This is a genomic window from Vibrio celticus (assembly GCF_024347335.1).
Lineage (GTDB): Bacteria > Pseudomonadota > Gammaproteobacteria > Enterobacterales > Vibrionaceae > Vibrio > Vibrio celticus.
The window spans coordinates 1874993-1889362 of the sequence record NZ_AP025463.1 but is presented as its reverse complement, the minus strand read 5'-3'; the positions used below and the strand labels follow the sequence as shown (position 1 = coordinate 1889362).

The 14370-nt window shown below is 45.2% G+C and carries 12 protein-coding genes; 9 read left to right on the top strand and 3 right to left on the bottom strand.

What is annotated here, in order from left to right; genetic code table 11:
- The first annotated feature begins 70 nt into the window (after window positions 1-70).
- The 7 genes from acnD to OCV19_RS08770 all read left to right on the top strand — a co-directional run bounded on the left by acnD (window position 71) and on the right by OCV19_RS08770 (window position 9352).
- Window positions 71-2707, top strand: coding sequence for a Fe/S-dependent 2-methylisocitrate dehydratase AcnD (gene acnD, locus OCV19_RS08800; RefSeq protein ID WP_065677025.1), 2637 nt, complete (start codon window positions 71-73; stop codon window positions 2705-2707).
- 9 nt (window positions 2708-2716) lie between these two features.
- A complete protein-coding gene (gene prpF, locus OCV19_RS08795) occupies window positions 2717-3889 on the top strand; it encodes a 2-methylaconitate cis-trans isomerase PrpF (RefSeq protein ID WP_065677024.1) in 1173 nt (390 codons plus the stop codon).
- Between the two features lie 118 nt (window positions 3890-4007).
- A complete protein-coding gene (locus OCV19_RS08790) occupies window positions 4008-5912 on the top strand; it encodes a propionyl-CoA synthetase (protein ID WP_065677023.1) in 1905 nt (634 codons plus the stop codon).
- A gap of 147 nt (window positions 5913-6059) precedes the next feature.
- A complete protein-coding gene (locus tag OCV19_RS08785; protein WP_065677022.1) occupies window positions 6060-6506 on the top strand; it encodes a hypothetical protein in 447 nt (148 codons plus the stop codon).
- 237 nt (window positions 6507-6743) lie between these two features.
- Window positions 6744-7154 (top strand): glycine zipper domain-containing protein, encoded by a 411-nt coding sequence (locus tag OCV19_RS08780; protein ID WP_065677021.1) that lies wholly within the window; start codon window positions 6744-6746, stop codon window positions 7152-7154.
- Between the two features lie 221 nt (window positions 7155-7375).
- Entirely contained in the window at window positions 7376-7855 is a 480-nt protein-coding gene (locus OCV19_RS08775) for a GNAT family N-acetyltransferase (protein WP_048615102.1), read from the top strand.
- 84 nt (window positions 7856-7939) lie between these two features.
- Window positions 7940-9352 carry a bifunctional NUDIX hydrolase/phosphatase PAP2 family protein gene (locus OCV19_RS08770; RefSeq protein WP_065677020.1) on the top strand — a complete coding sequence of 471 codons (1413 nt, stop codon included), beginning with the start codon at window positions 7940-7942 and terminating at the stop codon, window positions 9350-9352.
- A gap of 100 nt (window positions 9353-9452) precedes the next feature.
- On the opposite strand, the gene OCV19_RS08765 is transcribed toward OCV19_RS08770, so the two are convergent.
- Window positions 9453-10262, bottom strand: coding sequence for a Cof-type HAD-IIB family hydrolase (locus tag OCV19_RS08765; RefSeq protein WP_065677019.1), 810 nt, complete (start codon window positions 10260-10262; stop codon window positions 9453-9455).
- 184 nt (window positions 10263-10446) lie between these two features.
- Between OCV19_RS08765 and queE the strand changes: the two genes are divergently transcribed.
- A complete protein-coding gene (gene queE / locus OCV19_RS08760) occupies window positions 10447-11115 on the top strand; it encodes a 7-carboxy-7-deazaguanine synthase QueE (protein ID WP_306345542.1) in 669 nt (222 codons plus the stop codon).
- Between the two features lie 58 nt (window positions 11116-11173).
- On the top strand, window positions 11174-11869 hold the full coding sequence (queC, locus tag OCV19_RS08755; protein WP_065677017.1) for a 7-cyano-7-deazaguanine synthase QueC: 696 nt from the start codon (window positions 11174-11176) through the stop codon (window positions 11867-11869).
- On the opposite strand, the gene OCV19_RS08750 is transcribed toward queC, so the two are convergent.
- Both OCV19_RS08750 and OCV19_RS08745 read right to left on the bottom strand, forming a co-directional pair.
- Complete coding sequence (locus OCV19_RS08750) at window positions 11829-13856, bottom strand: diguanylate cyclase (RefSeq protein WP_065677016.1); 2028 nt, start codon at window positions 13854-13856, stop codon at window positions 11829-11831. The genes queC and OCV19_RS08750 overlap by 41 nt on opposite strands.
- 162 nt (window positions 13857-14018) lie before the next feature.
- A complete protein-coding gene (locus OCV19_RS08745) occupies window positions 14019-14369 on the bottom strand; it encodes a DUF2750 domain-containing protein (RefSeq protein WP_017062305.1) in 351 nt (116 codons plus the stop codon).
- Window position 14370 lies beyond the last annotated feature (1 nt).

The window sequence follows — 14370 nt, the reverse complement described above, 5'->3', positions numbered from 1 at the left end:
GTGACTGTTATCTTCATGTGATAAGGCCTCGGGAACCAACGAATAGAATTTAACAGATAATGGTGGATGTATGTCTGATGTAAAACTTGAAAGAAACCAAGAGCTTGATGAAAACAAGTATCGAAAGGTTTTACCGGGAACGGGTTTAGAATATTTCGACGCTTGCGAAGCGGTAGAAGCACTATCCCCAGGTGCTTACAAAACCTTGCCTTATACGTCGAGAGTATTAGCAGAGCAATTAGTAAGACGCTGTGATCCTGAAACCCTTGAAGACAGCTTAAAGCAGATCATTGACCGTAAGAGCGACCTAGATTTCCCTTGGTATCCTGCGCGCGTGGTGTGTCATGACATTCTTGGTCAAACAGCCTTGGTTGATTTGGCTGGATTAAGAGACGCGATTGCCGAGCAAGGCGGAGACCCTGCCAAGGTGAACCCCGTTGTTGAAACTCAACTGATTGTTGATCACTCTCTGGCAGTGGAACACGCAGGCTTTGATAGCGAAGCCTTTGATAAAAACCGCGCGATTGAAGAGCGGAGAAACGAAGACCGTTTTCATTTTATTGAATGGTGTAAAACCGCGTTTAAAAACGTGAGTGTGATCCCTGCTGGTAACGGGATCATGCACCAGATTAACTTGGAGAAAATGTCTCCAGTTATTCAATCTAAAGAAGGCATCGCGTTTCCTGATACCTGTGTTGGTACCGATAGCCATACTCCTCACGTTGATGCTCTGGGCGTTATTGCGATTGGTGTGGGCGGCTTGGAAGCTGAAACTGTGATGCTCGGTCGTCCGTCGATGATGCGATTGCCTGATATTGTCGGCGTTAAATTGACGGGTCAACGACCGGAAGGGATAACCGCAACGGATATTGTGCTTGCGATTACTGAGTTTCTTCGCAATCAGAGAGTGGTCTCAAGCTATTTGGAATTCTTCGGTGAAGGCGCTCGTGCACTGACTATTGGTGACCGCGCAACCATCTCCAACATGACGCCAGAGTACGGTGCGACTGCGGGTATGTTCTACATTGATGAACAGACCATTCAATATTTGAAACTCACTGGCCGAGAGCCGGAGCAGGTTGAATTAGTTGAACGCTACGCTAAACAAACTGGACTATGGGCTGACGATCTAGATTCTGCTCAATATGAGCGCGTACTTGAGTTTGATCTGTCGAAGGTTGAGCGTAATCTTGCAGGGCCGTCTAACCCACATCGTCGTTTGCCAACCAGAGAGCTGGCTGAGCAAGGTATCAGTCAAACATCTTGGAAAGAGCAGCATGCTAAGCAGTACAGCGACGAGCAGATGCCTGATGGTGCGGTGATCATCGCAGCTATTACCTCTTGTACCAACACCAGTAATCCAAGAAATGTGGTCGCCGCGGCATTGGTGGCTAAGAAAGCCAATCAACTTGGATTAGTTCGTAAGCCGTGGGTGAAAACATCATTTGCTCCAGGTTCTAAAGTTGCCGAGCTCTATCTCGAGTCGGCAGGTTTGCTACCTGAGCTGGAAAAGCTAGGCTTCGGTATCGTCGGCTATGCGTGTACTACCTGTAATGGTATGAGCGGAGCCCTAGATCCTGCTATCCAACAAGAGATCATCGACCGCGACCTGTATTCAACCGCTGTGTTGTCAGGGAATCGAAACTTCGATGGTCGAATCCATCCTTATGCAAAACAAGCGTTTTTAGCCTCACCGCCATTGGTAGTTGCTTACGCCTTAGCGGGCACGATTCGCTTTGATATTGAGAAAGACAGCTTAGGCACTGACAGCAACGGCAAGCCAATCTACTTAAGTGATTTATGGCCGAGTGATGCGGAGATCGATGCTGTTGTCGGTGAACATGTTAAGCCTCAGCAATTCCAACAAATCTACGTAAAAATGTTCCAGCCAGACGAGGATCAGGTATCGACTGAACCACTTTATGACTGGCGACCTCAAAGCACCTATATTCGTAGACCACCTTATTGGGAAGGAGCTCTTGCGGGAGAACGAAGCCTATCTGGTATGAGGCCTTTGGCTATTCTGGGTGACAACATCACCACAGATCACTTATCCCCTTCAAATGCGATTCTCGCTTCGAGCGCTGCGGGGGAATACCTCACCAAAATGCAAGTGCCGGAAGAGGACTTTAACTCTTACGCGACCCATCGAGGCGATCACTTAACCGCGCAACGAGCAACATTTGCCAACCCTAAGCTGTTTAATGAAATGGTGAAGGACGCTGGAGAAGTCGTGCAAGGTTCGCTAGCAAGAGTTGAGCCCGAAGGTCAAGTTACGCGAATGTGGGAAGCGATAGAAACCTACATGAACCGTAAACAGCCTTTGATTGTCGTAGCGGGGGCCGATTATGGCCAAGGTTCATCTCGTGACTGGGCAGCCAAAGGGGTGCGCTTAGCGGGTGTTGAAGTAATTGTGGCAGAAGGGTTTGAACGAATTCACAGAACCAACTTGGTTGGCATGGGCGTGCTGCCTCTGCAATTCAAAGCGGGAACCAATCGCAACACCTTAGAGCTGGATGGCACCGAACTTTACGACGTGTATGGAGACATCCAAGCAGGTTCAGATTTGGCTCTAGTCATCACACGTAAAAACGGTGAAAAGCTTGATGTGCCAGTGACCTGTCGATTAGACACCGCAGACGAAGTGAATGTCTACAGCGCTGGTGGCGTGTTGCAACGTTTCGCCAAAGACTTTCTCGCCCAGTAGGAGCTTGTGATGAACACTAAACAGATAAAAGTACCTGCTACCTACATGCGGGGCGGAACAAGCAAAGGCGTTTTCTTCAACTTAAGTGACTTACCTGAAGCTGCGCAAGTCGCCGGAGAAGCACGAGACGCATTACTTCTGCGCGTGATTGGTAGTCCAGACCCGTATGGTAAACAAACCGATGGTATGGGGGGAGCAACATCCAGCACCAGCAAAACCGTTATTGTTTCGAAAAGCAGTAAAGCCGATCACGATGTTGACTACCTCTTTGGTCAAGTGGCAATAGATAAGCCGTTTGTTGATTGGAGCGGTAATTGCGGCAATCTGTCTGCTGCAGTAGGCCCATTTGCTATTCATAGTGGCCTCGTCGATTCGAATCGTATTCCAGAAAACGGTGTGGTCGAGGTGCGAGTATGGCAAGTAAACATAGAGAAAACCATCATTGTTCATGTGCCTATCGCTGATGGAGAAGTCCAAGAGTTAGGTGACTTTGAGCTCGATGGTGTCACTTTCCCCGCCGCGGAGATCCAAGTCGATTTCCTAGATCCAGCCGATGCGAGTGGCTCTATGTTTCCGACAGGGAATGTTGTCGATTTTTTAGATGTTCCAGATCTGGGTTGCATCAAAGCAACTTACATTAATGCAGGGATACCCACCATTTTTGTTGATGCTGAATCGGTTGGTTATCAAGGTACAGAGCTTCAATCCGATATCAATAGCGATACCAAAGCCTTGGCTCTGTTTGAATTCATCCGAGCACATGGTGCGGTTGCGATGGGGCTTATTGATTCCCTAGAACAAGCAGAATCACGCCAACATACACCTAAAGTTGCGTTTGTTGCTAAGCCTCAAGCGTACCAAGCTTCCAGTGGAAAATCGGTTGCTGCCGAAGATACTGACCTTCTGGTACGTGCTTTGTCTATGGGGCAACTTCATCACGCTATGATGGGTACGGCTGCGGTTGCTATTGCTTCAGCTGCAAGTGTACCAGGCACCTTAGTGAACTTGGCAGCCGGTGAGGGAAGTCGTGATTTTGTGACCTTTGGTCATCCATCTGGAACCTTAAAAGTGGGTGCTAAAGCTATTCAAACGGAAAGCGGTTGGAAAATTGAAAGGGCGATAATGAGTCGTAGTGCCCGAGTGATCATGGAAGGTGCCATTCGTGTGCCTTTTCCCAAGTAAAGCGATTGTCGTGAACGGTTAAATGTTCACGAACACAACGCTGAGAAAAGAGTGCAATCAAGTGCTACTGCTAAAAGCTAGTCGCTTGGACTAATGGATAAATCATGGAGGAGGCACTATGTCTGCTACGAATCGAATGAACAGAAAAACCGATTACATCACCGAGTATCAATGGGCGAGGGAAGACCCAAATTCGTTTTGGGAAACACAATCACAAGCGATTGATTGGTTTGAGTCACCAAAAACGATATTACAAACTGACGATAACGGAATTGAGCGTTGGTTTCCTGATGGAGTGATGAACACTTGCTGGCTCGCGCTGGATTATCATTGTGAAAATGGGCGAGGTGACAATACCGCACTGATTTACGACTCTCCAGTTACAGGAACTCAATCCTCGTACACTTACAATCAATTGCGTAACCAAGTGGCTAAAGTCGCTGGTATGTTAGCGACGCAAGGCGTTACCAAAGGCGATCGTGTGGTGATCTACATGCCAATGATTCCTGAAGCGGCGATGGCCATGCTGGCTTGCGCTCGACTCGGTGCGGTGCACTCGGTGGTGTTTGGTGGCTTTGCCCCTCATGAATTAGCAGTTCGGATCGAAGATGCTGAACCCAAGGTGTTGATTACAGCGTCTTGTGGTGTCGAGATAAACAAAGTCTTGCCATATAAGCCGATGGTCGACAGGGCGATTATGGACAGCCGCTGGAAGCCAGAGAAAGTGGTGGTCTTCCAAAGAGAGCAGTCTCTAGCCGAATTGAACAATGAACGCGATGTACTTTGGCAACAAGCTGTTGAGGATGCTTTGCCTCACGTGTGTGTGCCTGTTCTAGCAACTGACCCACTATATATCTTGTATACATCAGGAACGACGGGTAAGCCAAAAGGCGTGGTACGTGACAATGGTGGCCACGCGGTCGCCATGAAATACTCGATGAGCACTATCTACGATATGCCGCAAGATGGTGTGTTTTGGGCGGCTTCTGATGTCGGCTGGGTAGTGGGGCATTCCTATATTGTGTATGCGCCATTGATTCATGGTTGCACAACCATCTTGTTTGAAGGCAAGCCAGTTAGAACGCCAGATCCCGGCGCATTCTGGCGTGTGTGTGAAGAATACAAAGTCGATGTATTGTTTTCTGCTCCAACCGCATTTAGAGCCATTAAGAAAGAAGATCCTGAAGGCGAGTTACTTGCCAAGTATGATTTATCATCACTCAAATCGATTTTCATGGCGGGAGAGCGTTTGGACCCGCCAACATTGGATTGGGTTGAGTCTCATACCAATAAGCCAGTTATCGACCACTGGTGGCAAACTGAGACTGGTTGGGCTATCTCTGCTAATCCTACAGGACTTGAGTCTTTGCCTGTGAAAGCGGGTTCTTCAACTAAACCTGTGCCGGGTTATCAAGTGGAGATCCTCAATGAGTTGGGTGAGCCTGCACAAGCTAATCAACAAGGTTTTGTCGCACTTAAACGACCACTTCCACCTGGTTGCTTGCCGACGGTATGGCGCAACCACGATAGGTTTGAATCGGGTTATTTAAGCCAATTCCCAGGGTACTACGTCTCGGGAGATGGCGGTTACCTTGATGAAGATGGTTACCTATTTATTATGGGCCGTATCGACGATGTGATAAATGTGGCGGGGCACCGTTTGTCTACTGGTGAAATGGAAGAAATTGTTGGTGGCCACCCTGCCATTGCTGAATGTGCTGTGGTTGGTATTCACGATGATTTAAAAGGTCAGCTTCCTCTCGGATTAGTTGTTCTTAAAGATGGAGTGAAAGTGGATGGAGAAGACCTTCAAGCCGAGTTAGTGGGTAAGGTTCGAAATGAGATTGGTGCTGTCGCCTGCTTCAAGCAAGCCTTAGTAGTCGAGAGATTGCCTAAGACGCGTTCTGGTAAGATCTTACGCAGAACCATCCGACAAATCGCAGAAGGCGAACAATATGTGGTGCCTTCGACGATTGACGACCCTACCAGCTTAACTGAAATAGCTGAAAAGCTCGGCAAATAGACGTCGTAGTTTAGGTAATCTCACCTTCGGCTTGTTTATTAATGCATAACCCAGCGTGATGGTTTACCTAAACTCTACTTTATTCATCCGCTTATCCATTGCGTTTACTATGACCTTATTATGAATCCCACATATTGAGGTCTTTTTATGCGAGCTTACTTTTTGTTGATTGCTTTACTGGTCAGTGGTGCTGCTAGTGCCAGTATTTCAAAAGATGAAGCGAGTAGAGCGTTGTTAGAGCCATTGAGTCATCCCAAGATATTTAAATGTGTGTCCAAGACTGGCGTCGATCTCTATCAAGCAGTTTTTGATATGGGCGTGGGGTATGAAGCCGACCCGATTAACTCGAAGATGATCGTTAATTCAAGGAAAGGTAGCTACGAATATCAAATCTTAGGCGCGGTAAGGTCTGAAAGAGCCGGTGAAATTGTCGTGTTGACTCGTCATGTGGGAGACGGTGTCAAAGTAGCCGCTATGATTGATGACGAAAATGGCAAGATACTGGGGATCGGCGATAAAAATCATTATCGAGATTGCGGTGTTAGGCCACCACCTAGTGCAGAAAACATGCAAAACTTGTGGTCCAAAGGCTAAGAGCGACATGTGAAAGACAAAATTTATTGTGAAAGCGCGATTGAGGCGACCTTATTGGTCGCCTTTTTGTTGGTGAGGATAAAGCGAGCTCAAAGCTATATATCATTAATCAGTTATGTGATGGATGAATAATACATAGCTGAACATGATGTATCGTCTAAACGTGGCTTTATTTATCTCATTAACGGCTCTGCTTAAGATGGCTCTACTCCAAACGAAGAACTAAGCGAGACTCCTATGAAATTCACTAAACCTTTTCTTTTAGCAACACTGATTGTGACTCTTTCTGGTTGCGCATCACCAGCAATGGATAACGAAAATGAGAATGCAGCACGTAATCGTGGTGCTGTAGGTGGTGCTTTACTAGGAGCAACAGCAGGCGCTCTAACTGGAGATGCGAGTTTAGCGGTGAAGGGCGCTGCATTAGGTGGTGTTACTGGTGGCGTTGCGGGTTCAATGAAAGATACGGACGATGCAAGAAACGCACAACGAACCCAAGTTACTGCTGACGGTCTAGCGCAAGACAATCGCACCGATGCAGAAAAACGAGTTGCTGAAGTTGAGGCTGAAATTAAGCTTATTGAATTGGAACAACAACTTGCTGATCTCAAAGAAGAGAAAGAAGAGAAAGAAGATAACGGTGCATAAAGCTGAAGCTACAGCAAAAGCCAGATCCATAGCAAAAACCATAGCTTCGATATTCGTTTGATTCAAAATCATTCAAACAGAATGGCCACGTAATGTGGCCGTTTTTGTATCTAAAATACACACTTCAAACAATGAATTAATTCAATAACTTGTATAGATACTCACGGCAAGTAAACTAGACTCAGTTTAGATATTAATTTGGTTTGAGAAGCGCAATAGTCATGAATGTCACCTTAAGGGCCGCAAAGCACGCGGATTTGGAACAACTTAACGAGTTAATGTTCGATCTCCACCATCACCACCACCTTGCTAGCCCAGAGCACTTTAAAACGGCAGAAGAGATTGAGCAGGAAAAAAGCATTGCACGATACTTGGATGATCCTGAATGTTTGGTTTATGTGGCATTAAAAGGTGAGCTCATTGTTGGCTTTATCTCCGGACATTTTTGTGAGCTTATTTCTACCGTCAGTAAACCGGTTCAGATGGGCAGTGTCGATGAGCTTTTTGTGTTGCCGGAATATCGAAAAGCGGATGTGGCTCAAATGTTGTTTAATCGCGTTGAATCTACTTTTGAAGACTATGGTGTCGCACAAGTCTTTGTAGAAGTTTGGGACTTTAATTCACCTGCCAAGGATTTCTATCAAAAAATGGGGTTCACACCTCATATTCAATGGATGAGGAAGGCTTTGCACAAAACGTAGACAGCGATTTTGTGTGGCTTTGATTACAATACTTCAACTGCAACAGCAGTCTTAAATTTCTTCTATTTTTTTTAGGTAAACTCGTTGGTTATTCGATATTTATTAGTTTTCATACTGTCTCTTTTGAGTACTACTTCCGCTTGGGCAAATAACACTTTGCCCGATCATATCGCGGGCGCCTTGTGTGTAGTACGGGCTGATAACCAAATCGTGTTGGTTGATGAGTTGATCACAGGTCAATTGTCTCTGCCGGGAGGCACTGTGGTTTCTGGTGAGCCGCCAGCCGTTGCGGCGCAACGTGAAACGTGGGAAGAGGCGGGTTTGTCAGTAACGGTCGGTGATGTACTGGGTTATACCGACAGTGCCGTCGTGTTTGATTGTATTTCTGACTCGGAAGTGATCAGTTACAAGGCTCGAAATGAGTTAGGTGGCTTTGAGCTGCCGATTTGGTTTGCTCCTCATTACGGCGTGGAAGTCAGCCGAGCGATGTTACTTCCTCCTACTGAATTACAAGATCACCAATACCGTTATCCAGAACAGTGGTCTGAGATTAACGAGCTGTTTTTATCTGCGACAGATCAACCTGTGACGTATGTGACTGAGCTGGTGGGCGCAGCACCCAAAGTCCATCAAGTTGAATTAAATTGGATTGTGTCACTTCAAAACACGTTCGATAAGATGCCAAGCGTGTTTGCGAATACTGTGCTTTTGACTGACTTGTTGGCGAAGCCATGGGTTTTCATTGTGATATTGCCGCTAATTGCTTGGTACTTCGGCCGTAACTTCGCGTTGAAGTTTGGCTTCACTTTGATCTCGGTGACACTACTTACTTTGATCGCGCACCAAGGTTTTGGTTTTCCACGTCCACACGCTTACTTGCCAACATTGAAGCTGGTTATGAGCAGTGGGTATAGTTTTCCAAGTCTGTTGGCTGCTTTGTGGGTTAGTTTAACCTTGTTAGTCTTTTGGAAACTAAAGCGCCTCTTGGAGCAAAAAGCTATTCTGGTAGTACTCGCTGGCCTGCTGTGGATCATGCTATTTAAGTCTTATTCAGGCAGTGCGTTTTTTAGTGATGTATTAATGGGTGGCGTATTAGGCGCTTTAACGACGTGGCATATCGTGAGATTAGACGCGAAACCGGATGTTGATATTAGTGCTTTATTGAGTTCTAAAGGTGTTTGGTGGGCATTGTGCTTACTGTCAATTGTTCTCACGGTGATATGGCCACTGCCAACATTCTCATTCTGGGTGGCGATTTTGATGACGATTGCATGCCTAGTGACGTTAACAGACTCGAAACCTTTGGTTGGTCAGTTCTCATTCAAGATCGTTCTTGGAGTGATGGCGATGTTGTTAGCGGGAAATCTGCTGATTAGCTGGGCTGGAAGCTTTGTCTCTTTCAGTGGTATTGCTTCATTTATTATTGAAACATTACGTTTCCCAATCTTGATTCTGTTTGGCGTGGTGGCATTTCGTCTGCCATGGAAAAGAGAGTAAGTGACTCGACTAACACAAAATCAAAAAGGCTGTGCAGTGCACAGCCTTTGTCATTTCTGAAACAAGCAAAAAGTAATTCTTATTAGAACCTGTTGAGCATTTATGAGTTGAAGATAAACTTCTCAATCGCGACCGCTACACCATGGTCGTCGTTGCTCGCTGTGATGTGATCCGCCAGTTTCTTGGTTTCTTCCATTGCGTTTTCCATTGCAATGCCAAGGCCTGCGTATTCAAGCATATGGTGATCGTTTTCAGCATCACCCATGCAGATGACTTCTTCCGCTTTAATACCCAAATGCTTAGCTATCGCTTCAATACCGACACCCTTATTTGAATTTGGGTTTAGGAACTCTAAGAAGAATGGTGCACTTTGTACGATAGTAAACTGAGTCTTAAGCTCTTGTGGCAACTTGCCGATGATTTCAGTCAGCTTGCTTGGTTCAGCGACAATCATGGTCTTGATGATTTCGTGGTCATCTTCTAGTTGAGAAAAGTCGAACTCGGTTATATCTAAGCCATTAATACGCGCTTCAATACCAGTGTACTCATTGTTCTCAGGTGTGATTAAGCCGTGGATCTTGCTGAAAGCATGGACATAACCACCAAGCTGTTCAGCAAGGGCAGCAATCTCATTTGCGGCTTTACCGTTGCTGATCTCACTGTGAATGATCTCTTTTGTCGATACGTTCTGAACCATAGAGCCGTTGTAGAAGAGTACAAAGTCATCTTCGCCGTCGATCGAAAGCTCATCTAATTTGTTTTGCATGCCTTCTAAAGGGCGACCAGAAGCGAGAACCACTTTCACACCTGCAGCTCGTGCTTTGGCGATTGCGTCTTTGTTCTCTTGAGAAATCACTTTTTCACTGTTGAGTAGTGTGCCATCCATATCAAGAGCAATCAGTTTGTACATGTTGTTCCTTACTAAAAAATTAAAAGCTAACGAAATCTATGGGCGAAAGGATAAGGGAACTTGAAAGTTCAGGCTAGGGCTTTGATCAACTCATTTATCAGTACTCATTTGTTTGACCAAAAGGGGGAAGTGCTTTAAGGTCTGCGGTTGATTAATTTCATCAAATGATTGAGCTGAGGGAAAGTTGTACAAGATTAATGAAATGTTTGAAACCATTCAGGGTGAGGGCGTGTTTACTGGCGTTCCCGCTGTTTTTGTTCGTCTGCAAATTTGCCCAGTGGGCTGTTCTTGGTGCGATACCAAACAGACCTGGGAAGCGTTGCCAGAAGATGAAACCAGCCTTGGCGATATTATGGTTAAGACAGAAGATTCACCTACTTGGTCAGCAATCGATGCTCAAGGAATCGTGAATGAATATATCAAACAAGGTTACACTGCGAAGCACATTGTGATTACTGGTGGTGAGCCGTGCATTTATGATCTTGTTCCTCTTACTGAAGCATTTGAGCAGCACGGTTGTCGCTGTCAGATTGAGACTAGCGGAACATCAGAAGTTAAAGCCACATCTAACACTTGGGTTACGGTGTCACCGAAGGTGGCGATGAAAGCGAAACTGGAAATTTTAGATAGCGCTTTACAACGTGCTAACGAAATTAAGCATCCAGTAGGCACAAGCAAAGACATCGAACAACTTGACGGTTTATTGGAGCGAGCTGCGGTTCCTAGCGACACTGTTATCGCTCTGCAACCAATCAGCCAAAAAGACCGCGCTACTCAACTTTGTATTGATACCTGCATTGAGCGCAATTGGCGCTTATCAATACAAACTCACAAATATTTGAGCATCGCATAGGTTGTATTTTTACTGGGCAAGATAAGTCGCTAGTAGAAGGTTCTCGTAAGGATTTAAGATGAAAAAAGCAGTGGTAGTATTCAGTGGTGGTCAAGACTCAACAACGTGTCTTGTTCAGGCATTAAAAGAGTATGATGAAGTTCATGCTATTACGTTTGATTATGGTCAGCGCCATAGACTCGAGATTGAAGTTGCGGAGTCGTTGTCGAAAGAGCTTGGTGTGAAAGCGCACAAAGTGATGGATGTGACTCTGTTGAATGAACTGGCTATCAGCTCTCTGACTCGTGACGATATTCCTGTGTCTCATGAGCTGCAAGAGAATGGGCTGCCGAACTCATTCGTTCCTGGTCGTAATATTCTATTTTTAACTCTAGCGGGTATTTACGCTTACCAAATCGCTGCTGAAACCGTGATTACCGGTGTGTGTGAAACAGACTTTTCTGGTTACCCTGATTGCCGTAATGACTTTGTGAAGGCGATGAACTCTGCACTTGTACAAGGTATGGATAAGCAGCTTGATATCAAAACACCGCTAATGTGGTTAAACAAGGCTGAGACATGGGCGCTAGCAGACCAGTACTCAGCACTTGAGCTTGTTAGAAACAAAACACTGACTTGTTACAACGGCATTGTTGGTGACGGCTGTGGCGATTGCCCTGCATGTGAACTGCGTAAAGTTGGCCTTAACGATTACCTCGGTGATCGCGAAAGCATTATGGCTGAGTTGGTTCGCAAACAGGCTGAGAATAAATAATCTCAGGCAAATCAATGGGTTCGTTATATGCATCAATAATACAGTTTCGACCGTTGCTTTTGGCTTGATAGAGCGCTTGGTCAAGCACTGAATACAAGTCATCAAAGTCACTTAATGCGTTTGAGGTTGCTAGATAAGCAAAACTCGCGGTCACATTAAGTGACTTTTTGCTTTCTGATAAGAAGACAGTGCTTGAAATTGCGTAGTGCAACTCTTCAACGCGTTCTCGTACCTCTGCTGGTTGGGTATCGGTTAACATGATGACAAATTCTTCGCCCCCTAAGCGACCAAACAATTCACCATTCACTAAGTGTTTTCTAATTTGATCACTAATATGGACCAGTGCCCGATCACCAGTAGGGTGCCCATGCTGATCATTAATCTTCTTAAACTTATCTAAATCGAGCAGCACGAGCACATGCTGTTTGTCCGACCCTTTACAGCGTTTCACTCTTTTGATTCTTCGAATTATCTCAGTTCGGCTATATGCTTTCGTTAAGCCATCAATTGCTGCTTTTGCGCGAACCGTTTTGTTTATCAAGACCGTAAAGCTTGCAGCACAAAGCAACAAAACAATAACGATGTTGTACATCCATCTTTGATGTTCCATTTTTTCAATTTGAACGCGGTCGAGTTTCGTCTGATGTGTCAGGAAAGAGCTCTCAAGTTCCTGCTCATATTTGGCGTGCGTCAGGCCGAGCGCTTCGAGTGCGAGTCGATTATCAATGTCTCTAGCTTCCATTTGTATTGACGAGTATCGCTGGTAGAAATAGAAAGCTTGTTGGTAATCGCCGAGTGATTGATGAATATCAGAAAGCTGCAGAAGTGACTGCGCGATGTATTTATGCCTTGTGACTTGTTCTGCTATTTCTAGTGCTTGTTGAGCATAGTTGAGCGCTTCAGTTGGCAGTTTCTGTTCCTCGAACATATCGCTGATCGCCAAGTAAGTATTGATGCGAATGACATCATTGCTCAGTTCGCTCGAAGCTGAAAGAGACTCAATTAGGTAGGTTCTCGCCATATCATAATTTTTCGTTTGAGTGTACGCTTTTCCTAAGCCAAGACTTGTGAGTGCAATACCGTAGCTATGCGACGTTGAGCTCAGCAGTGTTCTTGCTGTCTGAAAGTGGTGAATTGCTAGTTCACTTTGCTCTTGGTTAAGGTAGAGGTCCGCAAGGCTGTGATGCACTTGTGCTTTCATTAAATCTGAAGCGTTTACTCTGAGAATGAGAGCTTGCTCTAGATACTCCGCCGATTTTTCATATTGTTTTAATTCTTTGAGCAAGTTACCCACATCGTTGTAAACCCCTGAAATATCATGCCCTTGTGGAAACACGTTTATTAGTGATAGGTAGGTGTCTAGTGCAGCTTGATAGTCACTGCGGAAATGATGATTGTTCGCGATGACTCGATAAGTCCCGAATTTTGGTAATACAGGGTCAGCGATGTCATGTAAATCTGACTCAAGGGCAGAGCAGTAATAGTTCGCTTGATGGTATTTAGCTTGCTCGTTAAGCGAGCGGCATAGCTGGTACTTTAGTAAGGCTTTACCAGTTAAATCACCGCGAGATTGCATTCTCGCCAAGAGTGTTAGAAAGCCTTGCTGTGCTTGTTCATATTGGCCTTTGCCGTCTTTCATCAGAGCAGAAATAAACGCTGTTTCCATCGCTTGGTAGTCGCTGTCGTTTGAAGCGATTCCGTAGAACGGCTGATCTCGGTGGCTCATGTATTGATACAGAAGAGATGCAAGGTAAAGCTTATCTCCATAAACCGTTGACCCGATATAGCGTGTTTGCAGCATGTTTAATGCGCGCTCAGGAGAGTGGTTTAAAGTAGAGAGATAAAGCGCGTTCCAATCAGCATTTGGAGTAGTGCTTAAATTGGAGGTATAGACTGGTGAATTGTGGTCACGATCTGACGTTGATACTTGGCTATAAGAACAAAAGCTAATGAATAGTAGAAAGGTAACAAAAACGAAGTGATTCACAAGAGACGATCAATCAGATAAAGAACGATATTCTATTATTAGTTTGATGTTGCTTCAAATTTTGAGTGGTGCGACTACGAGGTTATGCGAGGTAGGTCTCTAATTTATTGATACTAATCAGAGGTATATCGGTCGCACGATTCGCACGACCGATATCGGAAATTAGATGTATAATTTCGCTAGGTCAGAAGGCTCAAGCTCTTTGCCTTCTAATGTTGCATTCCAGTTAGTACCAACAAGAACGCCGTCTTCAGCAAGAGTCAGTAACCAATCTTCTACAAAGATATCTAGTGGAATTTCTAATACTTCGAAGTCAGCCCACTCTTCAACGTTGTGAGTTTGAGCATCTTCTTTTGAAGACCAGAATGGCATCACTTCGCTGTTTTCGAATTCACTTGAGTCACATGCTAGCCAACCTTCTTCGTTGCGAAGGCCCCATACCAGTTTAGTTTCTTGTGTTTCAGAAACGAAAAGTTCTAGATTTGCTTGAGTATCAGCTGTTAGTTTGCTCATG